Origin of the sequence: Pseudomonas sp. VI4.1, from assembly GCF_002029345.1 — a bacterium.
GTDB lineage: Bacteria > Pseudomonadota > Gammaproteobacteria > Pseudomonadales > Pseudomonadaceae > Aquipseudomonas.
Map to the genome: position 1 here is coordinate 1 of NZ_MULM01000101.1, position 25239 is coordinate 25239.

The 25239-nt window shown below is 61.3% G+C and carries 21 protein-coding genes and 2 pseudogenes; 17 read left to right on the forward strand and 6 right to left on the reverse strand.

The genetic code is table 11. The annotated features are described in order from the left end of the window. Positions 1-168: 168 nt before the first annotated feature. Positions 169-1794: a glucan biosynthesis protein D gene (locus BZ163_RS05160; protein WP_128870037.1), complete on the reverse strand. Its 1626-nt coding sequence runs from the start codon at positions 1792-1794 to the stop codon at positions 169-171. A gap of 410 nt (positions 1795-2204) precedes the next feature. Between BZ163_RS05160 and BZ163_RS05165 the strand changes: the two genes are divergently transcribed. Both BZ163_RS05165 and BZ163_RS05170 read left to right on the forward strand, forming a co-directional pair. After that, the gene (locus BZ163_RS05165; RefSeq protein ID WP_128870038.1) at positions 2205-2390 is read left to right on the forward strand and encodes a hypothetical protein; all 186 of its coding nucleotides are present in this window, start codon (positions 2205-2207) and stop codon (positions 2388-2390) included. Positions 2391-2464: 74 nt separating this feature from the next. Further along, complete coding sequence (locus tag BZ163_RS05170) at positions 2465-2638, forward strand: AbrB family transcriptional regulator (protein WP_128870039.1); 174 nt, start codon at positions 2465-2467, stop codon at positions 2636-2638. Positions 2639-2780: 142 nt separating this feature from the next. Here BZ163_RS05170 and BZ163_RS05175 read toward each other — a convergent pair whose 3' ends face one another. The 5 genes from BZ163_RS05175 to ydcS form a co-directional block, all read right to left on the reverse strand. Beyond that, a complete protein-coding gene (locus BZ163_RS05175) occupies positions 2781-4205 on the reverse strand; it encodes a gamma-aminobutyraldehyde dehydrogenase (RefSeq protein WP_128870040.1) in 1425 nt (474 codons plus the stop codon). Between the two features lie 171 nt (positions 4206-4376). After that, positions 4377-5186 (reverse strand): ABC transporter permease, encoded by an 810-nt coding sequence (locus BZ163_RS05180; protein WP_128870041.1) that lies wholly within the window; start codon positions 5184-5186, stop codon positions 4377-4379. Next, the gene (locus BZ163_RS05185; protein ID WP_128870042.1) at positions 5176-6123 is read right to left on the reverse strand and encodes an ABC transporter permease; all 948 of its coding nucleotides are present in this window, start codon (positions 6121-6123) and stop codon (positions 5176-5178) included. Before BZ163_RS05185 ends, BZ163_RS05180 begins: the two co-directional genes overlap by 11 nt. A 1-nt stretch (position 6124) precedes the next feature. Continuing rightward, the gene (locus BZ163_RS05190) at positions 6125-7162 is read right to left on the reverse strand and encodes an ABC transporter ATP-binding protein (RefSeq protein WP_128870043.1); all 1038 of its coding nucleotides are present in this window, start codon (positions 7160-7162) and stop codon (positions 6125-6127) included. A 104-nt stretch (positions 7163-7266) separates the two neighbouring features. Then, positions 7267-8418 carry a putative ABC transporter substrate-binding protein YdcS gene (gene ydcS / locus BZ163_RS05195; protein ID WP_128870044.1) on the reverse strand — a complete coding sequence of 384 codons (1152 nt, stop codon included), beginning with the start codon at positions 8416-8418 and terminating at the stop codon, positions 7267-7269. Positions 8419-8714: 296 nt separating this feature from the next. On the opposite strand from ydcS, the gene BZ163_RS05200 reads away from it, so the two are divergent. From BZ163_RS05200 to BZ163_RS05270, 15 genes and pseudogenes are all read left to right on the forward strand, one after another. Beyond that, positions 8715-9437, forward strand: a complete 723-nt coding sequence (locus BZ163_RS05200; protein ID WP_128870045.1) for a tellurite resistance TerB family protein — start codon at positions 8715-8717, stop codon at positions 9435-9437. Positions 9438-9671: 234 nt separating this feature from the next. After that, positions 9672-11293: pseudogene (locus tag BZ163_RS05205) on the forward strand (methyl-accepting chemotaxis protein). Continuing rightward, positions 11293-11828: pseudogene (locus BZ163_RS05210) on the forward strand (chemotaxis protein CheW). The pseudogenes BZ163_RS05205 and BZ163_RS05210 overlap by 1 nt, the downstream one beginning before the upstream one ends. Continuing rightward, positions 11825-13090, forward strand: coding sequence for a protein-glutamate O-methyltransferase CheR (locus BZ163_RS05215; protein ID WP_128870046.1), 1266 nt, complete (start codon positions 11825-11827; stop codon positions 13088-13090). Before BZ163_RS05210 ends, BZ163_RS05215 begins: the two are co-directional and overlap by 4 nt. Further along, a complete protein-coding gene (locus BZ163_RS05220) occupies positions 13087-13758 on the forward strand; it encodes a chemotaxis protein CheW (RefSeq protein WP_128870047.1) in 672 nt (223 codons plus the stop codon). Before BZ163_RS05215 ends, BZ163_RS05220 begins: the two co-directional genes overlap by 4 nt. Further along, on the forward strand, positions 13755-16052 hold the full coding sequence (locus BZ163_RS05225) for a hybrid sensor histidine kinase/response regulator (RefSeq protein WP_128870048.1): 2298 nt from the start codon (positions 13755-13757) through the stop codon (positions 16050-16052). The genes BZ163_RS05220 and BZ163_RS05225 overlap by 4 nt, the downstream gene beginning before the upstream one ends. Then, positions 16049-17059, forward strand: coding sequence for a chemotaxis response regulator protein-glutamate methylesterase (locus tag BZ163_RS05230; protein ID WP_128870049.1), 1011 nt, complete (start codon positions 16049-16051; stop codon positions 17057-17059). Before BZ163_RS05225 ends, BZ163_RS05230 begins: the two co-directional genes overlap by 4 nt. A gap of 48 nt (positions 17060-17107) precedes the next feature. Further along, positions 17108-18109, forward strand: coding sequence for a PleD family two-component system response regulator (locus BZ163_RS05235; RefSeq protein ID WP_128870050.1), 1002 nt, complete (start codon positions 17108-17110; stop codon positions 18107-18109). Positions 18110-18215: 106 nt separating this feature from the next. Then, a protein-coding gene (gene prfB / locus BZ163_RS05240; protein WP_128870051.1) for a peptide chain release factor 2 occupies positions 18216-19311 on the forward strand; the annotation gives its coding sequence in 2 pieces (ribosomal slippage) (positions 18216-18287 and positions 18289-19311; 1095 coding nt in all). A gap of 109 nt (positions 19312-19420) precedes the next feature. Then, the gene (gene lysS / locus BZ163_RS05245; protein ID WP_128870052.1) at positions 19421-20923 is read left to right on the forward strand and encodes a lysine--tRNA ligase; all 1503 of its coding nucleotides are present in this window, start codon (positions 19421-19423) and stop codon (positions 20921-20923) included. A gap of 102 nt (positions 20924-21025) precedes the next feature. After that, positions 21026-21742 carry a TetR/AcrR family transcriptional regulator gene (locus tag BZ163_RS05250; protein ID WP_168187313.1) on the forward strand — a complete coding sequence of 239 codons (717 nt, stop codon included), beginning with the start codon at positions 21026-21028 and terminating at the stop codon, positions 21740-21742. Positions 21743-21903: 161 nt separating this feature from the next. Further along, positions 21904-22464, forward strand: coding sequence for a hypothetical protein (locus tag BZ163_RS05255; RefSeq protein WP_128870053.1), 561 nt, complete (start codon positions 21904-21906; stop codon positions 22462-22464). 36 nt (positions 22465-22500) lie between these two features. After that, positions 22501-23778 (forward strand): flavohemoglobin expression-modulating QEGLA motif protein, encoded by a 1278-nt coding sequence (locus BZ163_RS05260; protein ID WP_128870054.1) that lies wholly within the window; start codon positions 22501-22503, stop codon positions 23776-23778. Between the two features lie 114 nt (positions 23779-23892). Beyond that, the gene (locus BZ163_RS05265) at positions 23893-24807 is read left to right on the forward strand and encodes an alpha/beta hydrolase (RefSeq protein ID WP_128870055.1); all 915 of its coding nucleotides are present in this window, start codon (positions 23893-23895) and stop codon (positions 24805-24807) included. Beyond that, positions 24804-25133 carry a hypothetical protein gene (locus tag BZ163_RS05270; protein WP_064676066.1) on the forward strand — a complete coding sequence of 110 codons (330 nt, stop codon included), beginning with the start codon at positions 24804-24806 and terminating at the stop codon, positions 25131-25133. Before BZ163_RS05265 ends, BZ163_RS05270 begins: the two co-directional genes overlap by 4 nt. Positions 25134-25239: the final 106 nt, after the last annotated feature.

Consider the following 25239-nt stretch of genomic DNA (forward strand, 5'->3'; position numbering starts at 1 on the left):
CGATGAATTCCTTATCGGCGCTTCGGGTAGAAAGGGCGGGACGAGAAGTCTCCCACGGTCCGTACTGGTCAGAGTCGGAATCGAGCTTTTAGTCCCGCCCACCCCTTCAAGTCTAAACATACAAGCGAGCTTGCTCGCGAAGGGGCCGGTTCAGCCAACCCCTTCCTGTCAGGTGTACTTACGCTTCTCCGGCGCCGGCGGGAAATACTGGTACAACCAGGTTTCACTCAAGGTCCGGTCATTGGTGCGAATGAACAAGCGCAGCTCCACCGGCGCCACGCTGTCATTGGTCGGGTACCAGTCAAACGTGATCCGATAGCCCTTGATGGCATCCAGGACCAGCACGTTGAAGTCTTTCACCTCGCCGTTCGAGCAAGTGATCACAGGCTCGATCCCCGCACCCTCCGGCAAGCGATCAAGACCGCCGCCCGTGAAGTCCACGGCAAACCGGCGTGCCCAGACTTCCGGGTAATGTTCGCCAGGCGCCCAGCCTTCGATGAAGCCGCCCATGCCCGAACGGGTCGCGTTGACCCGCGCCAGCGGCGTACTCACCGGTGGCAATGCGCTCCAGTACAGCTTGTAGCCGTAGTTCAGCGAGTCGCCGGCCGCCACCGGTTTTTTCGGGGTCCAGAAGGCGACGATGTTATCGAGGGTTTCGCCGGTCGTAGGAATTTCCAACAGATCGATCGAGCCTTCGCCCCATGCAGTCGTAGGTTCTACCCACAGGCTTGGGCGCTTGCTATACCAGTCGACGGTATCCTGATAGTTGGCGAACTCGTGATCGGTCTGTACCAGGCCGAAACCTTTTGGATCGGTGTCGGCGAAGGCGTTGAATTGCAGGGTGGCCGGGTTGTTCAACGGGCGGCAGATCCACTCGCCATTACCACGCCACATCGCCAGGCGATCGGAGTCGTGGATTTGCGGATGAATGGTGTCGCACATCCGCCGCTCATGGGTGCCGCAGCTGAACATGCTGGTCATCGGCGCGATGCCCAGCTGTTCGATGGTGGTGCGCGCATTGATGTGAGCATCGATCTCCATCACCACGCGTTCGGCCTGGCAATCGATGTCGAAACGGTAGGCGCCGGTGGCGCTCGGCGAATCCAGCAGCGCATAGACCACGAAACGGGTGCTGTCCTTGCCCGGCGTCTCGAACCAGAACTTGGTGAAGTCCGGAAATTCCTCACGCTTTTTGGCATAGGTATCGATCGCCAGGCCGCGGGCCGACAGACCGTACTGGCCAGAGGCGTCTACCGCGCGGAAATAACTGGCGCCGAGGAAGGACAACACGTCATGCCGGTCCAGCTCCGGGGCCTTGAACAGCTTGAACCCGGAAAAGCCCAGGTCGCCGGTGAGTTGCTTGGTGTCGACCGTGGTTTTTTCATAGTTGAACAGGGACGGGCGGAAATGCACCTCGCGCGCCTGGCGCGTCTTGGGGTCGACGCTGTACATGCGCACCGGCTGTTTGAAACCCATGCCGACGTGGAAGAACTGCACATCCAGTTGACCGTTCAGGTCTTTCCACAGGGAGTGGTTGCCGTCGTAGCGGATTGCGTTGAAGTTCTGCGGGGTCATGGTCGCCAGGGTCGGCGGCAGCACCTGTTTGGTGTCCTGATAGCGGTTACCGGCGAGTTGTTTGGCCTGGATCTTCAGGGCTTCGAAATCGAACGCCTGAGCTTCTCCATCCGCCGCGCCGTTACCGGCCCAGGCTCGAGCGGCCAGCAGGCCAGTGGCCGATAGACCGGTATAAGCCGCGATGGCCATGGACGCTTTGAGCAAATTCCTGCGATGCATAGGTACAACCTGTCGTGAACAATCCCGCACCGTTCCTGGCACATTGGATCAAAAATGGAGGTTCGGACATGCCTTCGGCCAAACGCAACGGACTTTAAACAGATGCCAAATAGCTTAAACCGTTCGGTCGCAGAGAAAAAATGATTGATGGCATGACGATTGCGCGGCAATGAAACAAGACATGTCAGGAACAATTTCCGACAGCGCTTTCTGATTTACAGGGCATTTCTGCTTTTTTCGATTAATTACTCTAAAAATCGCTTTTCAGTCCGGATAACTTCCTATTCTATGGACATGACCGGTTTCTGCCCTCAGGCCGGTGGGATTCAGTTGGCACCAGGTGACCGCTGAAAAAGGGTAGGGCGATGCGGCTTTTCAAGTTTTCTCTGACGTATAGAAGGACATCGTCCATGTCGAAAGTACAAGGCATCACCGAACTGTTGGGAATCTTTCCGTGCCTGATGACCGGGCGGAGGAGGCGTCGGCTCAATTCCGAGGAGATGAAACTGGTTGAGCGCTATCGCGAGTTGTCGGAGAGCGACCGGATTGCCATGCGCTATCTGGTGGACGCGATGCGCAGTGTTTCGCGGTTTTGAGCCGGTAGTGGATTGGGCCGTGGCACGGGTGCCACGGTCGGATCCTCTCATTGACCGGTGTTCAGGTAGCTATCATGTCGACAATCAAGAGCAATGAAGGCCAAGTCACGATTCCCGAGCCAATTCGGGAGGAAGAAGACCAGGCGGGTGAGGCTGGTGTCTCTGATCGGTTCGAGGCCGTTCGGGGTAAAGCTGATATCAAAGGACGAACCGACGATTTGATGACGTTACTGCGAGGTGAAGACTGATGATGTGGGTCGACGCCGCTGTACGGTGTCTTCCTTGAACCCGCGTTGAGGCTATCGCGAGCAAGCTTGCTCCTACGGGTTGGTGGCGTTCAGATGATTGGATACGCCATAAAACCTGGAGCGAGACCTGCCCGCGAAGCTTTTAATGCTTGAACATCACATGCCGCACCACCGTGTAGTCCTCCAGCCCATACAAGGACATGTCCTTGCCATACCCGGACAGTTTCTGCCCGCCATGGGGCATTTCGCTGACCAGCATGAAGTGTGTGTTCACCCAGGTGCAGCCATAGTGCAAGCGGGCCGACAGGCGATGCGCACGACCGACGTCCGAGGTCCAGACCGACGATGCCAGGCCGTAGTCCGAATCGTTGGCCCAGCCCAGCACCTGCGCCTCATCGGTGAATCGGGTCACCGACACCACCGGCCCGAACACTTCGCGGCGGACGATCTCGTCGTCCTGTTGCGCGTCGGCGAGCACCGTCGGCTCGAAGAAGTAGCCATCGCCTTCCACTACGTTGCCACCGGTGATCAAGCGGATGTGCGGCTGTGCCACGGCACGCGCGACGAACCCGGCCACGCGGTCGCGATGCTGCGCGGTGATCAGCGGACCCAGTTCGGTCGACGGATCATCCTGTACGCCATGCTTGATGCTGCTGACCGCCGCGCCGAGCTTCTCGACGAACCTGTCGTAAATGCCATCCTGTGCATAGATGCGGCACGCGGCGGTGCAGTCCTGGCCGGCGTTGTAGAAGCCGAAGGTGCGAATGCCTTCCACGGCGGCGTCGATGTCGGCGTCGTCGAAGATGATCACCGGCGCCTTGCCGCCCAGTTCCATGTGCAGGCGCTTGACGCTGTCGGCGGTGCTGGAAATGATGTTCGAGCCCGTCGCGATCGAGCCGGTCAGCGACACCATGCGCACTTTCGGATGGGTGACCAGCGGGCTGCCGACCGTAGGGCCGCGGCCAAACACCAGATTGAGCACGCCGGCCGGTAAAATGTCCGACGCCAGTTGCGCCAGACGCATCGCGGTCAGCGGGGTTTGTTCCGACGGCTTGAGCACCACGGTATTACCGGCGGCCAAGGCTGGGGCGATTTTCCAGGCGACCATCATCAGCGGGTAGTTCCACGGTGCAATGGAGGCGATCACGCCCACGGGGTCGCGACGGATCATCGAGGTGTGGCCGGGCAGGTATTCACCGCCGGCCGAACCGCTCATGCAACGGCTGGCGCCGGCGAAGAAACGGAACACGTCGGCAATCGCCGGGATCTCGTCGTTCAGCGCGGCGCTGTAAGGTTTGCCGCAGTTGTCCGATTCCAGTTTGGCCAGCTCTTCGCCGTGGGCTTCGATGGTGTCGGCGAGTTTGAGCAGCAACAGCGAGCGCTCTTTCGGCGTGGTCTGCGACCAGCTTTCGAAGGCGCTGTCGGCGGCACGTACGGCGGCATCGACCTGGGCTTCGCTGGCTTCGTTGATGTCCACCAGAACCCGCCCCAGCGCCGGGTTGAACACCGTTTGGGCCGGGCCTTCGCCGTCGATCAGCTGGCCGTTGATCAAGAGTTGGGTTTGCATGGCTGTGTCCTCTTCGAATCCATTATTTTGCTGCGTGGAAACCGGTCCCCTGTAGGAGCTGGCTTGCCAGCGAAAGCGGTATGTCAGCTACATTGATGCTGGCTGACCTGACGCCTTCGCTGGCAAGCCAGCTCCTACAGTATTCAGCGTCTACATGAGCTATGGGGCCAGCTATTTCCCGCCGCTCCCCGCCACACTTTCCCCACCACGGGTCAAGTAATACGCGCCGAGGATCGGCAACATGGTCACCATCATCACCAGCATCGCCACGACGTTGGTCACCGGCACGTCCCGCGGGCGGCTGAGCTGGTTGAGCAGCCACAGTGGCAGGGTGCGTTCATGGCCGGCGGTAAAGGTGGTGACGATGATCTCGTCGAACGACAACGCAAAGGCGAGCATGCCGCCGGCCAGCAACGCCGAGCCGAGGTTCGGCAGGATGATGTAGCGGAAGGTCTGCCAACCGTCGGCGCCAAGGTCCATCGAGGCTTCGATCAAACTGTGCGAAGTGCGGCGCAACCGGGCGATGACGTTGTTGTAGACGATCACCACGCAGAAGGTCGCGTGACCGACGATGATGGTGAACATTCCCGGCTCGATGCCCAGCGTCTTGAACGTCGCCAGCAGCGCGATACCGGTAATGATCCCCGGCAAGGCGATCGGCAGGATCAACATCAGCGAGATGCCCTGCTTGCCGAAGAAGTCGCGGCGGTACAGCGCCGCCGACGCCAGCGTGCCAAGGACCAGCGCTATAAGTGTAGCAACGGCCGCAATCTGCAAGGACAGCTTGATCGCTTCCAGCACGTCGGGCCGCGAGAACGCCACGCCGATCCATTTGAGGGTGAAACCCCTGGGTGGGAAACTGAACGCCGCGTCTTCGGTGTTGAAGGCGTACAGGAAGATGATCAGGATCGGGAAGTGCAAGAACACCAACCCGCCCCAGGCTGCGATGCGCAGTCCCCAGGAAGCCTTTTCAGAGTGCATCGAAAGCTCCCAGTCGTTTGACGATTGACAGGTAAATGGCGATCAGCACGATCGGCACCAGCGTGAAGGCCGCGGCCATCGGCATATTGCCGATCGCGCCTTGCTGGGCGTACACCATGCTCCCGACGAAGTAACCCGGCGGGCCCACCAGTTGCGGCACGATGAAGTCGCCCAGGGTCAGGGAAAACGTGAAGATGGAACCGGCGGCAATGCCCGGAATCGACAGCGGCAACGTCACCTGCATGAAGGTCTGGCGTGGCGTCGCCCCGAGGTCGGCGGAGGCTTGCAACAGCGACGGCGGCAGACGTTCAAGGGAGGCCTGGATCGGCAGGATCATAAACGGCAGCCAGATATAGACGAAGACCATGAAGCGCCCCAGATGCGAGGTCGACAAGGTGCTGCCGCCCACCCCCGGGATGGCCAGCACCCACTGCAGCACCGGCTCCAGCCCCAGGTGTTGGACGAACCACTGCGCGACGCCGCCCTTGGCCAGCAGCAAAGTCCAGGCATACGCCTTGACGATGTAGCTGGCCCACATGGGCATCATCACCGCGATGTAGAAAAACGCCTTGGTCTTGCCGCTGGTGTAGCGCGCCATGTAGTAGGCAATCGGGAAGGCCACGACGGCGCTGGCGATCGACACGGCGACGGCCATGCCCAGGGTGCGCACAATGATGTCGAAGTTCGACGGCTGGAACAGCGCTGCGAAGTTGGCCAGGGTCAGGTCGGGCGTGACCGCCATGGTGAAGTCGTCGAAGGTGTAGAAACCTTGCCACAGCAGCACCAGCAGCGAACCGAGGTAGATCGCGCCGAACCACAGCAGTGGCGGTATCAGCAGCATCGACAGATACAGGTTGGGCCGGCGATACAGCAGGTTGGACAACCTGCGCAACGGCGACCCGTCGGCCGGGGTCTGCGCAACTGTCACGGTGTTCATTTCACACCCCGCCGACAACGTTGTCGTGTAGCGCCACCATGGCTTCGCGCGCCCAGCGGGCGCTGACGCGTTGTCCGGTCTGATGCCGTGCGCCGACGTCCAGCCATTGGTTGTTGGCCTGGCTGATGTTCAGGGTCTGGCCGTTTTCCAGCGTCAGTTCATAGCGCGTGGCGCTGCCCTGGTACTGGATATCGTGCAGCAGGCCGCTGACTTCGATCTCGTGGCTGGCCAGCGGACCCTCGGCGAAGCGCACGTGTTCCGGACGGATCGAAAACGGCTGTGGCTTGCCGCTCAACTGTCGCGCCAGGTCACCGCGAATCACGTTGGAGGTGCCAACGAATTCGGCGACAAAAGTGGTCGCCGGTTTCATGTACAGGTTGCGTGGCGTGTCGACCTGCTCGATGCGACCCTTGTTGAACACGGCCACGCGGTCTGACATCGACAGCGCTTCGGTCTGATCATGGGTGACGAAAATGAAGGTAATGCCGAGCTGGCGTTGCAGCTTCTTCAACTCGCCCTGCATTTGTTCGCGCAGCTTGAGGTCGAGTGCACCCAGGGGTTCGTCGAGCAGCAGCACCCGAGGGCGATTGACCAGCGCCCGGGCCAGGGCCACACGCTGGCGTTGTCCGCCGGACAGTTGCACCGGCTTGCGCTCGCCGTAGCCGCCGAGGGCGACCATGTCGAGGGCTTCTTCGGCGCGTTTACGCCGTTCGGCCTTGCCCACCCCTTTGACTTTCAAACCATAAGCGACGTTGTCGAGTACGTTCATGTGCGGGAACAGCGCGTAATCCTGGAAGACGGTGTTGACGTCACGCTGATAGGGCGGCAGCCCGGCGGCCTCGACACCCTGAATCCGAATGGAGCCTGCGCTCGGCTGTTCGAAACCGGCGATCAGGCGCAGATAGGTGGTTTTGCCCGAGCCGGAAGGGCCCAGCATGGAGAAGAACTCGCCGTCCTGGATATCGATGGAAACCCGGTCAACGGCTTTAACTTCACCGAACTGCCGGGAAACGTTGGTGAACTGGACTGCAGGCGTCATTGCGCGGTGCTCCGAAAATCTGAATCTTTAAAGGCATCGCGAGCAAGCTCGCTCCCACAGGTTCGCGGTGAACTTGTGGGAGCGAGCTTGCTCGCGAAGAGGGCTTAACGGCCGCCCATGATCGCAATGTAATCCTGGGTCCAGCGGCTATACGGCACGAACTTGCCGCCTTCGGCCTGGGGTGTTTTCCAAAAAGCCAGGTTGTCGAATTGATCGTAACCATTGGTCGCACAGCCTTGGGCACCCAGCAGCTCACTGGACTTGCAGCCCTCGGCCACCGCGGGCAACGAACCGAACCATGCCGCGAGGTCTCCCTGGACTTTCGGTTGCAACGACCAGTCCATCCACTTGTAGGCACAGTTGGGGTGCTTGGCTTGCGCATGCAGCATGGTGGTATCCACCCAGCCGGTTGCGCCTTCCTTGGGAATGACGTAAGCGACCGGCTGCTTGTCCGCCACCAACCCATTGACCATGTAGCCCCAGGTGCTGGATGCCACGACGCCTTCGTTCTTGACGTCGCTCATCTGCACGGTCGCGTCATGCCAGTAGCGGTGGATCAGGGGCTGTTGCTTGCGCAGCAGGTCCAGTGCCGCCTTGTATTGCGCTTCGTTGAGCTGGTACGGATCCTTGATCCCCAGTTCCGGCCGTTTCGCCTTGAGGTAGAGCGCCGCGTCGGCGATATAGATCGGACCATCGTAAGCCTGGACCCGGCCCTTGTTGGACTTGCCGTCTGGCAACGTCTGTTCCTCGAACACCACACTCCAGCTGTCCGGGGCTGTCTTGAATACGTTGGTGTTGTACATCAACACGTTCGGACCCCATTGGTACGGGGTGCCGTAGGTCTGTTTATCGACGACGTACCACGGGCCATCCTTGAGGCGAGGGTCAATGTTCTTCCAGTTTGGAATCAACGCCGTGTTGATCGGCTGCACCCGTTTTCCGGCGACCAGGCGCAGGGAAGCATCACCCGACGCGGTGACCAGGTCGTAACCGCCCTTGGTCATCAAACTGACCATCTCGTCGGACGTAGCGGCCGTCTTGACGTTGACCTTGCACCCGGTTTCCTTCTCGAAACCGGTCACCCAGTCGTAAGCCTTGTCGCTCTCGCCACGTTCGATGTAGCCAGGCCAGGCGACGATATCCAGCTGGCCTTCGCCGGTACCGACGGCCTTCAGCGGTTCGGCCGCCTGGATGCTGGCACTGGTCAGCAGCGCGGTGGTGATTGCACTGAGCAGTGCGGTCTTGTGCACGAACATGGTGTATCCCTCTTCTTTAATTATGGTCGGGGCCGTTTCTGAACGTGGGAAGCAATGCCGGTACGGCTAATTGTTAGCGTAGTGCGCTTTTATCAATGCAGTCCGTGGCGAGCACGGATTGCCGTGCAGCACTTGGGCGCGGCGACTTACCGGGCATGTCGTTGCTGTAGCCCGCGCGCTTGAGGCCGCCATGGATCAAGCAACATCTGGAAGCACTCTCGCGGACGGATCTGGGGCACTTTCGATCTAGTCTGGTGGCCTTATTGATCCGGATAAGCCCTTTTTGGAGGCGGAACATGAACACCCGTGGATTGCTCGATCAGCTACTCAAGTCCGGTCAGGACCTGTTGCAGAAAAAGAACGGCGGGTCGCAGAACAAATCGTCTGCCGGTGGGCTGGGCGGTCTGCTCGGCGGTGCCGGTGGCTCGGGCGGCCTGGGCGGGTTGCTCTCCGGCGCTGGCGGTGGCGCCCTGGCAGCCGGGGCCATGGGCCTGCTGCTGGGTAACAAAAAGGTGCGCAACGTCGGCGGCAAGGTCGCGATCTACGGCGGCCTGGCGGCACTGGGCGTGATTGCCTACAAGGCGTATGGCAATTGGCAGGCCCAGCAGGGCACGGCACCGACCACCGAACCCCAAACCATCGACCGCTTGCCGGCTGCCCAGGTCGAGCAGCACAGCCAGGCGATCCTCAAGGCACTGGTGGCGGCGGCCAAGGCTGACGGCCACGTCGATGCACGGGAACGCGAATTGATCGAAGGCGAGTTCACCAAACTCGACAACGATCAGGAACTGCAGCACTGGCTGCACGCCGAACTCAACAAGCCCCTGGACCCCGCCGACGTCGCACGGGCCGCCAGCACCCCGGAAATGGCCGCCGAGATGTACATCGCCAGTGTGATGCTGGTGGACGAGGAGAACTTCATGGAGAAGTCCTACCTGGATGAACTGGCGCGTCAGCTGAAGCTCGATCCGGGGTTGAAGGCCGAGCTGGAGAAGCAGGTGCGCCAGGCTTCGATGTAGCAGCCGGCCTGGCGAAAGGCCCCTGTAGGAGCTGGCTTGCCAGCGAAGGGGCCCTCACGTCTTGCATCGCTCTCCTGCCGCCTTCGCTGCAAGCCAGCTCCTACAGGGGGGGGATTCTCAGTCCTCCCATATCCTCGACTTTCCAATTTGGGACCTGCCACGAATCTGTTTTAAAAATGAAACACCTCCCTCGGCTATACTCCGCAGCATTTGGAAATACCTCGAGGACTGACTGTGAAGAACTGGACGTTGCGCCAACGGATCTTGGCGAGCTTTGCGGTAATTATCGCCATCATGTTGCTGATGGTCGTCGTCTCATATTCCCGGCTGTTGAAGATCGAGGCCAGCGAAGCCAGCGTTCGAGAAGACGCACTTCCCGGGGTGTATTACAGCTCGATGATTCGTGGCGCCTGGTCCGACAGCTATCTGCGGATCCAGGAAATGCTCGGTTTGAAAGAGGGACAGGGCATCAGCGCCGAGGATGCCGCCGACTTCAAATCGTTCGAGTCTCGTCTGCAAGAACAGATAGGTAACTATCGCGGTACTGTCACTACGGATGAAGACAAGGTTGAGTTCGCCGCCTTTGAAAAACACAACGAGCATTACCACAAGGTCCTGGCGGCGGTGCTCGACTTGCATCAGCGCAATGAGGAAACGCAAGCCATCAAGCTGTTCAACGAACAGCTCACCCCTATCTGGACAGCGGGGCGCGTGAAGCTCAATGACATCCTGCGCGAAAACAAGGCCGTGGCCGACCAGGACATCATCGCCATTGACGACGCGGTGTTCACCGCAAAAATCATCATGGGCATCTCCCTGCTGGTGGCGGTATTGGCCGCCGGCCTCTGCGGCCTGCTGTTGATGCGCGCCATCATGGCACCGATGAACCGGATCGTTGAAATACTCGAAATCATGCGCACCGGCGACCTCAGCCGTCGCCTGGACCTCGCCCGCAAGGACGAATTCGGCGCGGTGGAAACCGGCTTCAATGACATGATGGCCGAGCTGACGTCCCTGGTGTCCCAGGCCCAGCGCTCGTCGGTGCAGGTCACCACCTCGGTGACCGAGATCGCCGCCACCTCCAAGCAACAGCAAGCCACTGCCACCGAAACCGCCGCCACCACCACGGAGATCGGTGCAACGTCCCGCGAGATCGCCGCCACGTCCCGCGACCTGGTGCGCACCATGACCGAAGTCTCCACCGCCGCCGATCAGGCCTCGGTGCTGGCCGGTTCCGGGCAACAAGGCCTGGCGCGGATGGAAGAGACCATGCACTCGGTCATGGGCGCCGCGGATCTGGTCAACGCCAAGCTGGCGATCCTCAACGAGAAGGCCGGCAACATCAATCAAGTGGTGGTGACCATCGTCAAGGTGGCCGACCAGACCAACCTGTTGTCGCTGAACGCCGCCATCGAAGCGGAAAAGCCGGTGAATACGGCCGCGGGTTTGCCGTGGTGGCGACCGAAGTGCGCCGTCTGGCGGACCAGACCGCCGTCGCCACGTACGACATCGAACAGATGGTGCGCGAGATCCAGTCGGCCGTGTCGGCCGGGGTCATGGGCATGGACAAGTTTTCCGAAGAAGTGCGCCGCGGCATGTCCGAGGTGCAGCAGGTCGGCGAACAGCTGTCGCAGATCATCCATCAGGTCCAGGCGCTGGCGCCACGGGTGTTGATGGTCAACGAAGGCATGCAGGCCCAGGCCACCGGCGCCGAGCAGATCAACCATGCGCTGGTTCAGCTGGGCGATGCCAGCAGCCAGACCGTCGAGTCCCTGCGCCAGGCCAGTTTCGCCATCGATGAACTGAGCCAGGTCGCTGTAGGGCTGCGTGGCGGCGTTTCGCGATTCAAAGTCTGATGAGCGAACTCACGGTCAAGCGCGCCGCCGTGAAACCGGCGATGCACGCGTTGTTCCTGGTGTTCCGCATCGGTAACGAGCGCTATGCCTTGCAGGCCATCGAGGTGGTGGAAGTGCTGCCGCGCCTGCCGTTGAAATCGATTGCCAAGGCACGGCCTGGGTGGCCGGGGTGTTCGCCTATCGCGGCTCGGTCGTGCCGGTGATTGATCTCAGTGCGCTGACGTACGGTACACCGGCCCAGGCGCGCACCAGCACCCGACTGGTCCTGGTCAATTACCGTCCGGGTGAGACCCGCCAGGCGCAAGTGCTCGGGCTGGTTCTGGAACAGGCCACCGACACGTTGCGCTGCAACCCGGCAGATTTTCAGCCCTATGGCCTGGATAATCGCCAGGCCCCCTACCTCGGGCCTGTGCGTGAAGACGCGCAAGGGCTGCTGCAATGGGTCCGGGTCGCCGACCTGTTGAGCGAACAGGTCCGCGCGCTGCTGTTTCCGTCACCGCCGCTGGCCCCGGCGCTGCTTGAGGCGCGCCCATGAGCAGTGATCAACGGTTCTTCGATTTCCTCAAGGAACGCATCGGCCTCGACGTGACCTCGGTGGGCCCGGCCATCATCGAGCGTGCGGTGCGCCAACGCAGCGCAGCCTCCGGAGCGGCGTCGGCCGATGAGTACTGGCACGTCCTGCAAGGCTCGCGGGATGAACAGCAGGCGCTGATCGAAGCGGTGATCGTTCCCGAAACCTGGTTTTTTCGGTATCCGGAATCGTTCGTCACGCTGGCGAAACTGGCCGCCAAGCGTCTGGCCGACATCAACCACAGGCGTGCCCTGCGGATCCTCAGCCTGCCGTGTTCCACTGGTGAAGAACCCTATTCCATTGCCATGGCGCTGCTCGATGCCGGGTTGCAGCCGCATCAGTTCAAGGTCGATGGCATGGATGTCAGCCCGTTGTCGGTGGAAAAAGCCAAGCGTGCGCGGTATGGCAAAAACTCATTTCGAGGTCAGGACATCGAGTTTCGCGACCGGCATTTCACTGCCGAAAACGACGGCTATCGCCTCGACGAGCGAGTGCTAGAACAAGTGCGGCTGGAGGTCGGCAACGTGCTCGATCCAGCCCTGGCCAATGAGCCCCCCTATGACTTCGTGTTCTGTCGCAACCTGTTGATCTATTTTGACCAGTCGACCCAACAGCAAGTGTTCGAAGTGCTCAAGCAGCTGACCCAGGTTGACGGCGTGCTGTTCATCGGCCCTGCGGAGGGCAGTTTGCTGGGGCGTTTCGGCATGCGCTCGATCGGCGTTCCGCAGTCCTTTGCGTTCAGTCGCCAGCATGCGCCGCCGCCGGCGACAGCGACGTTCGTGCCAACCCCGCTTCCCGTGCGCCAACCGGTGCGCAGTGTGACGCCACCGCCCATTCGCAGCCGCCCGTTCGCAACGGTGGCGCCGCTACCGGTCATGGCCAGAACGACCAACCCGGAGGCTGCCGTACTGCTGGCGAACATCGCCGCACTGGCCAACGAAGGCAAAAGTGCCGAGGCCCGCGCTGCCTGTGACAGCTATTTGCGCAGTCACGAGCCGGTAGCCCAGGTGTTTTATTGGCTGGGGTTGCTCAGCGACGTCGCCGGCAGTGCCCTCCAGGCGCAGGGGTTTTACCGCAAGGCGTTGTACCTCGAACCGCAACACCCCGAAGCGTTGATGCACCTGGCCGCCTTGCTGCAATCCCAGGGCGACACGGCGGGTGCCAGGCGATTGCAGGCCCGCGCCGCCCGTAGCGAGCGCGCCGCTGACAGTGAGCGTAAACGATGACCGCTAGCCTCACCCATGAAGATGCCCAGGCCATCGACGACTGCTGGAACCGCATCGGTGTCCACGGCGACAAGTCCTGTCCGCTGCTGAGCGAGCACATTCACTGCCGCAACTGTGCGGTGTATTCGGCTGCCGCGACGCGCCTGCTCGACCGCTATGCATTGCAGCAGGATGATTGCGGGCCAGTGTCAACAGCGGTCGAGAGCGACGTGCAAACCCGTTCGCTGTTGATGTTCCGTCTTGGCGAGGAATGGTTGGGCCTGGCCACTCGCAGTCTGGTGGAAGTGGCGCCGCTGCAAGCGATCCACTCGTTGCCGCACCAGCGCTCCCGGGCCTTGCTCGGTGTGGCGAACGTGCGCGGTGCCCTGGTGGCATGCCTGTCCCTGGTCGAACTGCTCGGCCTCGACGGGACGGCTGGCGTGGCGTCGGGCGCGCGGGTCATGCCGCGGATGCTGATCATCGCCGCCCACGGCGGGCCGGTGGTGGTGCCGGTGGACGAGGTGGACGGGATCCATGCCATCGACGAGCGCATCCTCGAGGCGGCGTCCCGATCCGGCACCCAGGCCAGCGCGAAGTACACCCGTGGCGTATTGCCATTCAACGGGCGCAGCCTGCGTTGGCTGGATGAAGAACAACTGCTGTCCGCCGTGACCCGGAGCCTTACATGACCCCAGAGCAGTTGCGCGACTCCTCTTTGCTGGAGCTGTTCAGCCTCGAAGCCGAAGCCCAGACCCAAGTGCTGAGCGCAGGTTTATTGGCGCTGGAGCGCGATCCGACCCAGGCCGATCATCTCGAATCGTGCATGCGCGCGGCGCATTCGCTCAAGGGCGCCGCGCGGATCGTCGGAGTCGATGCCGGCGTCAGCGTGGCGCATGTGATGGAAGATTGCCTGGTCAGCGCTCAGGAAGGGCGCCTGTACCTGCGCCCCGAGCACATTGATGCGTTACTGCAAGGCACCGATCTGCTGATGCGCATCGCAACGCCCGACAACAATCCGGGCCCTGCGGATATCGAGGCCTATGTCGCCTTGATGGCTCGATTGCTGGATCCGCTGGCGCTAGCCGCGCCGATCAGCACCCCCATCGCGCCGTTCATGGCCGCGGATTTGCTGCAAGCCACCGGGGTTGAGCTGTCGATGCCGGTGCTGGAAGTCGAACCGCCACCCGGTGCACCCGTCGAGCCAGCGCCCAGGGCCAGACGCTCCACCGATAGCGGTGAGCGAGTCCTGCGGGTCACTGCCGAGCGTTTGAACAGCCTGCTCGACCTGTCGAGCAAATCCCTGGTGGAAACCCTGCGGCTCAAGCCGCATCTGGCCACCATGCAACGGCTCAAGCGCCTGCAGAACAATGGCCTGCGGGCCCTGGAAAACCTCAACGTCCATCTCAAGGAGCATGCCTTGAGCCTGGAGGCCCGGGAAGCCCTCGACGATGCCCGTCGGCTGTTGGCCGAATCCCAGCGAATGCTGGTGGAAAAGAACGCCGAACTGGATGAGTTCGCCTGGCACGCCGGTCAACGGGCGCAAGTGCTGTACGACACGGCGCTGGCGTGTCGCATGCGCCCGTTTGCCGACGTGTTGACCGGGCAAGTGCGGATGGTCCGCGACCTTGGCCGTGGCCTGGGCAAGCAGGTGCGACTGGAGATCGAGGGCGAGAAAACCCAGGTCGATCGCGACGTCCTGGAAAAACTCGAAGCGCCGCTGACGCACCTGCTGCGCAACGCCGTGGACCATGGCATCGAATCCCCGGAGCAACGGCTGCTGGCCGGCAAGCCGGCTGAAGGCTTGATCCGCTTGCGTGTCTCGCATCAGGCCGGCCTGCTGGTGCTGCAGTTGAGCGATGACGGCAACGGTGTCGATCTGGAACAGGTCCGCCGCAGCATCATCGAGCGGCAGTTGTCCCCGGCTGAAACGGCTGCGCAGTTGAGCGAAGAGGAACTGCTGACGTTCTTGTTCCTGCCGGGCTTCAGCTTGCGGGACACGGTCACCGAGGTGTCCGGACGCGGGGTCGGACTGGATGCGGTGCAACACATGGTCCGGCAGTTGCGCGGCGCGGTGGTGCTGGAGCAGACGGCGGGCGAGGGCAGCCATTTCCATCTCGAAGTGCCGCTGACCCTGTCGGTGGTGCGCAGCCTGGTGGTGGAAGTCGGCGACGAAGCGTATGCGTTTCCACTGGCTCACATCGAGCGCATGTGCGACCTGGAGCCGGCGGACATCGTCCAGGTCGAGGGCCGTCAGCACTTCTGGCACGAAGGCCGGCATGTCGGGCTGGTCGCCGCCAGCCAGCTATTGCAGCGCCCGGTGAGCCAGCACAGTCAGCAGACCCTGAAGGTGGTGGTGATCCGGGAGCGCGAGGCGATCTACGGCGTGGCCGTCGAACGTTTTATCGGCGAGCGGACGTTGGTGGTGTTGCCGCTGGACGAACGCCTGGGCAAGGTCCAGGACATTTCTGCCGGGGCCTTGCTGGACGACGGTTCGGTGGTGCTGATCGTCGACGTCGAAGACATGCTGCGTTCGGTCGACAAACTGCTCAACACCGGGCGTCTGGAGCGAATCTCGCGCCAGGGCAACCAGGTCGTCGAAGCCGCTCGCAAACGGATCCTGGTGGTCGACGATTCGCTGACCGTTCGCGAGCTGCAACGCAAGTTGCTGCTCAATCGCGGGTATGACGTCGCCGTGGCGGTGGACGGCATGGACGGCTGGAACGCCCTGCGTTCGGAGGATTTCGATTTGCTGATCACCGACATCGATATGCCGCGCATGGACGGCATCGAACTGGTGTCTTTATTGCGCCGGGACAATCGCCTGCAATCCCTGCCGGTCATGGTGGTGTCCTATAAGGATCGCGAAGAAGACCGCCGTCGTGGACTGGACGCCGGAGCCGACTATTATCTAGCCAAAGCCAGTTTTCATGACGACGCCCTGCTTGATGCAGTGGTGGAGCTCATCGGAGGAGCACGGGCATGAAGATAGCCATCGTCAACGACATGCCCATGGCGCTGGAGGCCCTGCGCCGCGCCCTGGCGTTCGAGCCGGCACACGAGGTGGTCTGGGTGGCCAGCAACGGCGCCGAGGCGGTGCAGCGCTGTGCCGAACTCACCCCGGACCTGATTCTGATGGACCTGATCATGCCGGTGATGGACGGCGTGGAAGCCACCCGGCGCATCATGGCCGAGACCCCTTGCGCGATCGTCATCGTCACGGTCGACCGTCAGCAGAATGTGCATCGAGTGTTCGAGGCCATGGGCTACGGCGCGCTGGACGTCGTCGACACGCCGGCACTGGGTGCGGGTAACGCGCAGGATGCGGCCGCTCCGCTGCTGCGCAAGATCATCAACATTGGCTGGCTGATCGGTGACCGCGGTAATCGAGAGCGAGCGGCCCCGAGCCTCTTGCGCAGTTCGGCTTCGCGTCAGCGCCTGATCGCCATTGGTTCGTCCGCGGGCGGGCCGGCGGCGCTGGAAGTCTTGCTCAAGGGCCTGCCGCGCAACTTTTCGGCAGCGATCGTGCTGGTGCAGCACGTCGACCAGGTATTCGCCGCCGGCATGGCCGAATGGCTGAGCAGCGCCAGCGGCCTGAACGTGCGCCTGGCCCAGGAAGGCGAACCGCCGCAGCCCGGCACCGTATTACTGGCCGGCACCAACCACCATATCCGCTTGTTGAAAAACGGCACGCTGGCCTACACCGCCGAACCGGTCAACGAGATCTATCGGCCCTCGATCGATGTGTTTTTCGAGAGCGTCGCCCAGTACTGGAACGGCGATGCCGTAGGTGTTTTGTTAACCGGAATGGGACGCGATGGCGCTCAGGGGCTTAAACTCATGCGCCAGCAGGGCTACCTGACCATCGCTCAAGACCAACTCAGCAGTGCGGTGTACGGCATGCCGAAGGCAGCTGCCGCCATCGACGCTGCCGTGGAAATTCGTCCATTGGACAAGATCGCGCCACGATTGCTGGAAATTTTCAGCAAATGACTCTCTTTAACAGCAATTCCGGCCCAGGCAGTACTCAGGTGACCGCACATGAATGACTTACAGCTCGACGGCTTCAAAACCGACGAAGACGCCGCCATGGTGTTGTTGGTGGACGATCAGGCAATGATCGGCGAAGCCGTGCGCCGCGGCTTGTCGAATGAAGAAAACATCGACTTTCACTTTTGCGCCGATCCGCACCAGGCCATCGCCCAGGCGATTCGCATCAAGCCGACGGTGATCCTGCAGGACCTGGTCATGCCCGGGCTCGATGGCCTGAGCCTGGTGCGCGAATACCGCAATCATCCGGCGACCAAGGATATTCCGATCATCGTCCTGTCGACCAAGGAAGACCCGCTGATCAAGAGCGCGGCGTTCGCGGCCGGGGCCAACGATTACCTGGTCAAGCTGCCGGACAACATCGAACTGGTGGCGCGCATCCGCTATCACTCGCGTTCCTACATGACCCTGTTGCAGCGTGACGCGGCTTACCGGGCGCTGCGGGTCAGCCAGCAGCAGTTGCTCGACACCAACCTCGTGCTGCAGCGCTTGATGAACTCCGACGGCCTGACCGGGCTGTCGAACCGCCGGCACTTCGATGAATACCTGGAACTGGAGTGGCGACGCGCGCTGCGTGACCAGAGTCAACTGTCGTTGCTGATGATCGATGTCGACTTTTTCAAATCCTACAACGACAGCTTTGGCCACCTGGACGGCGATGAAGCCCTGCGCAAAGTGGCCACGGCGATCCGTGACGCCAGCGCCCGACCGTCGGACCTGCCGGCCCGTTACGGCGGCGAAGAATTCGCCCTGGTCCTGCCCAACACTTCCCCGGGCGGCGCGCGGCTGGTGGCGGAAAAACTGCGCCAGTCCGTGTACGCGCTGAAGATCGCGCATAATCTCCCTGTCGAAGGTTCGCACCTGACCATCAGCATCGGCCTGTCGACCATGACCCCCCAGCAGGGCGGCGACTGCCGTCAATTGATCCTGGCGGCGGACAAGGGGTTGTACCTGGCGAAACACAATGGGCGTAATCAGGTGGGGATTGACTGAATTCCGGGGTTCATTCGCCGCTAAAGCCGCCAGGCGGGCTGCCGTGACAGCCTGATTACGGTATACTCGCCGGCTTTCAAAAGTTCGCCAACGAGTGCTGCCCGCCATGGAAATCAACCCGATCCTTAACAGCATCAAGGACCTGTCCGAGCGCTCCGAAACTATTCGGGGGTATCTTTGACTACGATCAAAAGCATGAGCGTCTGACTGAAGTCAATCGCGAGCTTGAAGATCCGTCTGTCTGGAACAACCCGTCGTACGCTCAGGAACTGGGTCGCGAGCGGTCCCTGCTGGCTCAGATCGTCGACACCCTCGACGAAATGCACAGTGGCTTGGCCGATGCCAAGGACCTGCTGCTGATGTCCGCCGAAGAAGAAGACCAGGCCGCCGTCGATGACGTCGCTGCCGAAGTCGAGCGTCTGCGCGAGTCCCTGGAAAAACTCGAATTCCGTCGTATGTTCAGCGGCGAGATGGATGCCAACAACGCCTACCTGGACATCCAGGCCGGCTCCGGTGGCACCGAGGCCCAGGACTGGGCCAACATCCTGCTGCGCATGTACCTGCGCTGGGCCGACAAGCGCGGTTTCGACGCGACCATCATGGAACTGTCCGCCGGTGAAGTCGCCGGGATCAAGGGCGCGACCGTGCACATCAAGGGCGAATACGCCTTTGGCTGGCTGCGCACCGAAATCGGCGTGCACCGTCTGGTGCGCAAGAGCCCGTTCGACTCCGGCAACCGTCGTCACACCTCGTTCTCGGCCGTGTTCGTGTCGCCGGAAATCGATGACAACATCGAAATCGACATCAACCCGTCGGACCTGCGCATCGATACCTACCGCTCCTCCGGTGCCGGTGGTCAGCACGTAAACACCACCGACTCGGCCGTACGTATCACCCACGTACCGACCAACACCGTGGTCAGCTGCCAGAACGAACGTTCCCAGCACGCCAACAAAGACACCGCGATGAAAATGTTGCGGGCGCGCTTGTACGAGCAGGAAGTGCAGAAACGCAACGCTGCCTCGCAAGCCCTGGAAGAAACCAAGTCGGATATCGGCTGGGGCCACCAGATTCGCTCCTACGTGCTCGACGCGTCGCGGATCAAGGATTTGCGCACCAACATCGAACGCAGCGACTGCGACAAGGTGCTCGACGGCGACATCGACGACTACCTGATAGCAAGCTTGAAACAAGGGCTCTAAGGCACGCGCTACAGGATCGGCGGACTCCGCGATCCTGTAGGAGCGAGGCTTGCCCGCGAACCCTGCCGCCAGGCAGGGGCAACGAACCCGTGATGGAATATTTAAAGACATGAGCGACCTAGAACTCGACCCGCAAGCCCTGCAACAGGAAGAAAACTCCCTGATCGCCCTGCGCAAGGAAAAGCTGGCTGCCGAGCGCGCCAAGGGCAATGCCTTCCCGAACGACTTCCGCCGCGACAACTACTGCGAAGACTTGCAGAAGCAATATGCGGACAAGACCAAGGAAGAGCTGGCAGAGGCTGCAATCCCGGTCAAGGTTGCCGGTCGCATCATGCTCAACCGTGGCTCGTTCATGGTGATCCAGGACATGACCGGTCGCATCCAGGTTTACGTCAACCGTAAAACCCTGTCCGAAGAAACCCTGGCCTCGGTGAAAACCTGGGACATGGGCGACATCATTGCCGCCGTTGGCACCCTGGCGCGTTCCGGCAAGGGCGACCTGTACGTCGAAATGACCGAAGTGCGCCTGCTGACCAAATCCCTGCGTCCGCTGCCGGACAAGCACCACGGCCTGACCGACACCGAGCAGCGCTATCGCCAGCGTTACGTCGACCTGATCGTCAACGAAGACGTGCGCCAGACCTTCCGCGTGCGTTCGCAAGTGATTGCGCACATCCGCAGCTTCCTGATGCAGCGTGACTTCCTTGAAGTCGAAACGCCGATGCTGCAAACCATCCCGGGTGGCGCGGCGGCCAAGCCGTTCGAGACTCACCACAATGCGCTGGACATGGAAATGTTCCTGCGTATCGCACCGGAGCTGTACCTCAAGCGCCTGGTTGTCGGTGGCTTCGAGAAAGTGTTCGAGATCAACCGCAACTTCCGTAACGAAGGCGTTTCGACCCGGCACAACCCTGAGTTCACCATGTTGGAGTTCTACCAGGCCTACGCCGACTATGAAGACAACATGGACCTGACCGAAGAACTGTTCCGCGAACTGGCGCAGCTGGTCCTGGGCAGCACCGACGTCCCTTACGGCGACAAAGTGTTCCACTTCGGCGAACCCTTCGTGCGTCTGTCGGTGTTCGACTCGATCCTCAAGTACAACCCTGAGTTGACCGCTGACGACCTGACCGACATCGACAAGGCTCGCGCGATCGCCAAGAAGGCCGGGGCCAAGGTGCTGGGCTTCGAAGGCCTGGGCAAGCTGCAGGTGATGATTTTCGAAGAGCTGGTCGAGCACAAGCTGGAGCAGCCGCACTTCATTACCCAGTACCCGTTCGAAGTGTCGCCGCTGGCTCGCCGCAACGACGAGAACCCGAACGTCACCGACCGTTTCGAGCTGTTCATCGGCGGCCGTGAAATCGCCAACGCCTACTCCGAGTTGAACGACGCGGAAGACCAGGCCGAGCGCTTCATGGCGCAGGTGGCCGACAAGGACGCCGGCGACGACGAAGCCATGCACTACGACGCCGACTTCGTTCGCGCGCTGGAGTACGGCATGCCGCCAACGGCCGGTGAAGGGATCGGCATCGACCGCCTGGTGATGCTGCTGACCAACTCCCCGTCGATCCGCGACGTGATCCTGTTCCCGCACATGCGGCCGCAAGCGTAAGTGTTTCAAATAAAAAGCCGCCCGAAATGGGCGGCTTTTTATTGCCTGTCTGGTACAAACGTATCAATTGGTTACTTTTGAATTGAGAGAGGAATACCTGTCGTGAACCGTGCAATGGCTCAAGAGGGTGCAGTGGGTATCGCTACTGCGGTCGCTGAAAGTGTTCAGTACCAGGGCCGCAAGGCCAGCCGCCAGGGCAGCGAGCAGCGTCGACAGGACATTCTCGATGCGGCCATGCGCATTGTCGTGCGCGATGGCGTGCGGGCCGTACGGCACCGTGCAGTGGCCGCCGAGGCCGGAGTGCCGCTGTCGGCCACCACTTACTACTTCAAGGATATCGATGACCTGCTCACCGATACCTTCGCCCAATACGTGGAGCGCAGCGCGGCCTTCATGGCCAAGTTGTGGGCCAACAATGAAGGCTTGTTGCGGGAGATGGTCGCCTATGGCGATGGCAGCCCCGAGTCCCGCTCGCAACTGGCGGACGACATTGCGCGGCTGACGTCCGACTATGTTCATCGTCAATTGCAGAACCGTCGCGAACACTTGATGGCCGAGCAGGCGTTCCGCCAGGAGGCACTGTTGAACCCGCGCCTGGCGAAGTTGGTGCGCTCGCACCAGCAGATTCTGCTGCAGGGCACCTGCCACTTTTTCGAAGTATTGGGTTCCCGCGAGCCGCAACAAGATGCCAAAGTGTTGACGGCGATTATCGGACGGATGGAATATCAGGGCCTGCTCAACGACGCCGAGCCTGCCGCCGAAGCGGAAATGCTCGGTATCCTGACCCGGTATATGCACCTGGTCCTGGCGTCGGTGTGATCCCATTTGGGAACCGTATCCCCTGTGGGAGCGGGCTTGCTCGCGAAGGCGGTGTATCAGACGACGGAAATGTTGAATGTTAAACCGCTTTCGCGAGCAAGCCCGCTCCCACAGGGTCGGTGGCCACATGAGGTCGGCGTATATTCCATAGGGAGTGTTGAATGAAAGCCTGGCGTGTCGTTGTGATCGCCTTGTCGTTCCTGCTGCTCAGTGGCTGTCTGGTGACCTTCAAGGAGCCGCTGCCCGCCAGCGACCCCGCGCCCAAAGGGTTGCTCGGCAAATGGACCAGCACCAACGCCTGGGGCGAACCGATGAACCTGGAATTGACACGCATCAGTGACAATCGCTATCAGGCGGTCAGCTATTTCAAGGCCAAACCCCGGGAGCGCGAAGCCTATCCCTTCACGGTAGCGCGCCATGGCAGCCGCTGGTATCTGTCAGCGAAGGTGCCGGCGCAGTTCGGCGGACATTTCATCATCGCCGGGTTCGAACTCACCGATAAGCAGGAACTGGTGGTCTACAGCCTCGACCTCGAGCAGATCAACCAGGCCCTGGGGCAGAACGTCCTCAGCGGCGAAGGCTTCCAGACCGACGATGGCGATGGCGTGCTGATCAACACCGGCATGGACCAGGTGTTCGCCTACCTCGACGATCCGGCCAATTCCGATGTGTTCGTCGAGGCGGTGCGCTATCAGCGCCTGGCCAAAGCTACAGTCAAATAAATCCAGCATGTAACGGTTTTTCTACAGGAGTTTCGGGTGGACGATTACCAGCAGTCGATACGCATTTTATCCGATCGCATTGTGCTGGCGCAGACGCCGATTCGCGTCCTCGATGCGGTCAAGTGGGACGACACCATTCGCAAGGGTTTCCTCAAGGCCAAGGGCAAGGAAATGCCGGCGGTGGACCGCGATTACTACTTGAACCGTCCGCTGTCCTTCGACTCCAGCAAAGTGAAGCTGGAATTCCAGAACATCGAACGCGACATCACCCGTCAGCTCGGCCAGTTCAACCCGGTCGGCCAGATCATGCGCCGCATGTGCAAGGAATACCGCATGGTGGTGCGCATGCTCGAGGCGCGTGGCACCGAGGATTTCGGCCTGATTTCCCAGGAACTGTACGGCGCTGCGTCCGACGCATTCCATGCTGGCGACCCGACCCTGTCCGACCTGGGCCTGATGCTCTCCGATTACCTGAACAACATCGACGGTCGCGGCGACCTGAAGGACGAACCGAAGCTCCTCACCGCCAAGGACGCCGTGGATTTATTGCAAAATCGGCTGAGCAAGGTATTTGGCGAAGCCGAGGACACCATTCGGGTGTTCGAGTCCGACGGTATCGTGGCCGATGCGGCGGCCGGCGCCGACTACATCAAGATCCGCACCGACGCGATGTTCAACGAGCGTGACGTGCGCGCCCTGGAAGTCCACGAAGGGCTGGTGCATGTGGGCACCACGCTCAATGGCCTGAACCAGCCCATCTGCACCTTCCTGTCCAAGGGGCCGCCTTCGTCGACGGTGACCCAGGAAGGCCTGGCGATCCTGATGGAAATCATCACCTTTGCCTCCTACCCGAGTCGCCTGCGCAAGCTCACCAACCGCACCCGGGCCATTCATATGGTGGAGGAGGGCGCCGACTTCCTGCAGATCTTCGAGTTTTTCCGCGAGCAGGGTTTCGAAATGGCCGAAAGCTATGGCAACGCCAGCCGGGTGTTCCGCGGTTCGGTGCCGACAGGCCTGCCATTTACCAAAGACTTGTCCTACCTCAAGGGCTTTATCATGGTCTACAACTACATTCAGTTGGCCGTGCGTAAAGGCAAGCTGGAGCAGATACCGCTGTTGTTTTGCGGCAAGACCACGCTGGAAGACATGCGCACCCTGCGCCAGTTGGTGGATGAAGGCCTGGTCGTGCCGCCCAAATACTTGCCGGAGCAGTTCCGCGACATGAACGCGCTGTCGGCGTGGATGTGCTTCTCCAACTTCCTCAATCACCTGAGCCTGGACCGGATCGAGGCGGATTACTCCAATATCCTGTGAACAACACAACACCTGTAGGAGCTGGCTTGCCGGCGAATGCCTCACTGCGGTTCACCTGACACACTGCGCCATCGTTCTTCGCTGGCAAGCCAGCGCCTACAGAGGTTTCATCGGATGAGGATCCTCGGCATCGTCTGCCTTCTTCTGACCTTGAGCGGGTGCAGCTCCTTGCTGTTCTACCCGGAGCCAGGTCAACTGTTCACCCCGGAAAAAGCCAAGCTCGAATTCCGCGACGTCACCCTAACCACCGCCGACGGCCTCAAGCTGCATGGCTGGTGGCTACCGGCGAAACCAGGCGTCGAGGTCAAGGGCACGGTGCTGCACCTGCATGGCAACGGCGGCAATCTGCCCATGCACCTTGGGGGCAGTTGGTGGTTGCCGAAGCAGGGCTATCAAGTGCTGCTGGTGGACTATCGCGGTTACGGCCTGTCCGAAGGCGAGCCGTCGCTGCCGGCGATCTATCAGGACATCGATGCCGCGTTCAAATGGCTCGACCAGGCCCCCGAGGTTCAGGGCAAGCCATTGATCCTGCTGGGCCAGAGCCTTGGCGGTTCGATGGCCGTGCATTATCTGGTCCAGCACCCCGAACGCCAGAAGCAACTCAAGGCCGTGGTCCTCGATGGCGTGCCCGCCAGTTACCGCAGCGTCGGCCGGTTTGCCCTGAGCAACTCATGGCTGTTCTGGGCGTTCCAGGTGCCGCTGTCGTGGCTGGTGCCGGACGGCGATAGCGCCATTCACTCGATGGCGCAGCTCAATGGCGTGCCGAAACTGATCTACCACAGCATCGATGATCCGATCGTGCCCCTTTCCAACGGCATCCGACTGTATCAAGCTGCGCCGCCGCCGCGGGTGCTGCAACTGACCCGTGGGGGGCATGTGCAGACGTTCGCCGACCCGGTCTGGCGCCAGGTCATGCTGCGTTATCTCGACGATCCGCAGCATTTCAACGGCCTGCGCCGCCTGGGTGAAATCCCCAATTACCCGGCAAACCCGAATTCCGAAGATGAACCACCAGAGAGTCCGCAATGAGTGAAGAACGTAACGCCATCCCGCTGATCATCACCGGTATCTGCAGCATCCTCGGCACCGTCGGCGCCCTGTGGTGGTATGGCTACCTGCACTTTGCCAAACCGGAAGACGCGCTGCTGCTCAGCGACTTCACCCTGCTCAAGACCGTGCCCGGCGAAGACTACAAGGTCTCCCTGGAACCGGCTGCGCAAGTGGCCCAATGCATCGATGGCGTGCTGGTGATGTTCGACACCGAGCAGAAAGGCCTGAGCGGTGTGCTGGTCAACAACAAGAAAAAAGCCGTGCGCTGCATCGGGCAGGAAACGCCGCAGAAGCTGGAACCGTAGCGCAATCCTGGTCGCAGCACTGATCAAGGGTGGGAGCGGGCTTGCTCGCGAAAGCGGTGTGTCAGGCAACATACATTTTGAATGTTAAATAGCTTTCGCGAGCAAG

What these genes read in the sequence shown, in the direction of transcription:
- BZ163_RS05270 (WP_064676066.1), top strand. Translation starts at nt 24,804, where the DNA reads ATGAGTGAAGAACGTAACGCCATCCCGCTGATCATCACCGGTATCTGC.
- BZ163_RS05170 (WP_128870039.1), top strand. Translation starts at nt 2,465, where the DNA reads ATGTCGACAATCAAGAGCAATGAAGGCCAAGTCACGATTCCCGAGCCA.
- BZ163_RS05190 (WP_128870043.1), bottom strand. Translation starts at nt 7,162, where the DNA reads ATGACGCCTGCAGTCCAGTTCACCAACGTTTCCCGGCAGTTCGGTGAA.
- BZ163_RS05180 (WP_128870041.1), bottom strand. Translation starts at nt 5,186, where the DNA reads ATGCACTCTGAAAAGGCTTCCTGGGGACTGCGCATCGCAGCCTGGGGC.
- ydcS (WP_128870044.1), bottom strand. Translation starts at nt 8,418, where the DNA reads ATGTTCGTGCACAAGACCGCACTGCTCAGTGCAATCACCACCGCGCTG.
- BZ163_RS05165 (WP_128870038.1), top strand. Translation starts at nt 2,205, where the DNA reads ATGTCGAAAGTACAAGGCATCACCGAACTGTTGGGAATCTTTCCGTGC.
- BZ163_RS05235 (WP_128870050.1), top strand. Translation starts at nt 17,108, where the DNA reads ATGAATGACTTACAGCTCGACGGCTTCAAAACCGACGAAGACGCCGCC.
- BZ163_RS05220 (WP_128870047.1), top strand. Translation starts at nt 13,087, where the DNA reads ATGACCGCTAGCCTCACCCATGAAGATGCCCAGGCCATCGACGACTGC.
- BZ163_RS05175 (WP_128870040.1), bottom strand. Translation starts at nt 4,205, where the DNA reads ATGCAAACCCAACTCTTGATCAACGGCCAGCTGATCGACGGCGAAGGC.
- BZ163_RS05230 (WP_128870049.1), top strand. Translation starts at nt 16,049, where the DNA reads ATGAAGATAGCCATCGTCAACGACATGCCCATGGCGCTGGAGGCCCTG.
- BZ163_RS05255 (WP_128870053.1), top strand. Translation starts at nt 21,904, where the DNA reads ATGAAAGCCTGGCGTGTCGTTGTGATCGCCTTGTCGTTCCTGCTGCTC.
- BZ163_RS05200 (WP_128870045.1), top strand. Translation starts at nt 8,715, where the DNA reads ATGAACACCCGTGGATTGCTCGATCAGCTACTCAAGTCCGGTCAGGAC.
- BZ163_RS05160 (WP_128870037.1), bottom strand. Translation starts at nt 1,794, where the DNA reads ATGCATCGCAGGAATTTGCTCAAAGCGTCCATGGCCATCGCGGCTTAT.
- lysS (WP_128870052.1), top strand. Translation starts at nt 19,421, where the DNA reads ATGAGCGACCTAGAACTCGACCCGCAAGCCCTGCAACAGGAAGAAAAC.
- BZ163_RS05215 (WP_128870046.1), top strand. Translation starts at nt 11,825, where the DNA reads ATGAGCAGTGATCAACGGTTCTTCGATTTCCTCAAGGAACGCATCGGC.
- BZ163_RS05225 (WP_128870048.1), top strand. Translation starts at nt 13,755, where the DNA reads ATGACCCCAGAGCAGTTGCGCGACTCCTCTTTGCTGGAGCTGTTCAGC.
- BZ163_RS05185 (WP_128870042.1), bottom strand. Translation starts at nt 6,123, where the DNA reads ATGAACACCGTGACAGTTGCGCAGACCCCGGCCGACGGGTCGCCGTTG.
- BZ163_RS05265 (WP_128870055.1), top strand. Translation starts at nt 23,893, where the DNA reads ATGAGGATCCTCGGCATCGTCTGCCTTCTTCTGACCTTGAGCGGGTGC.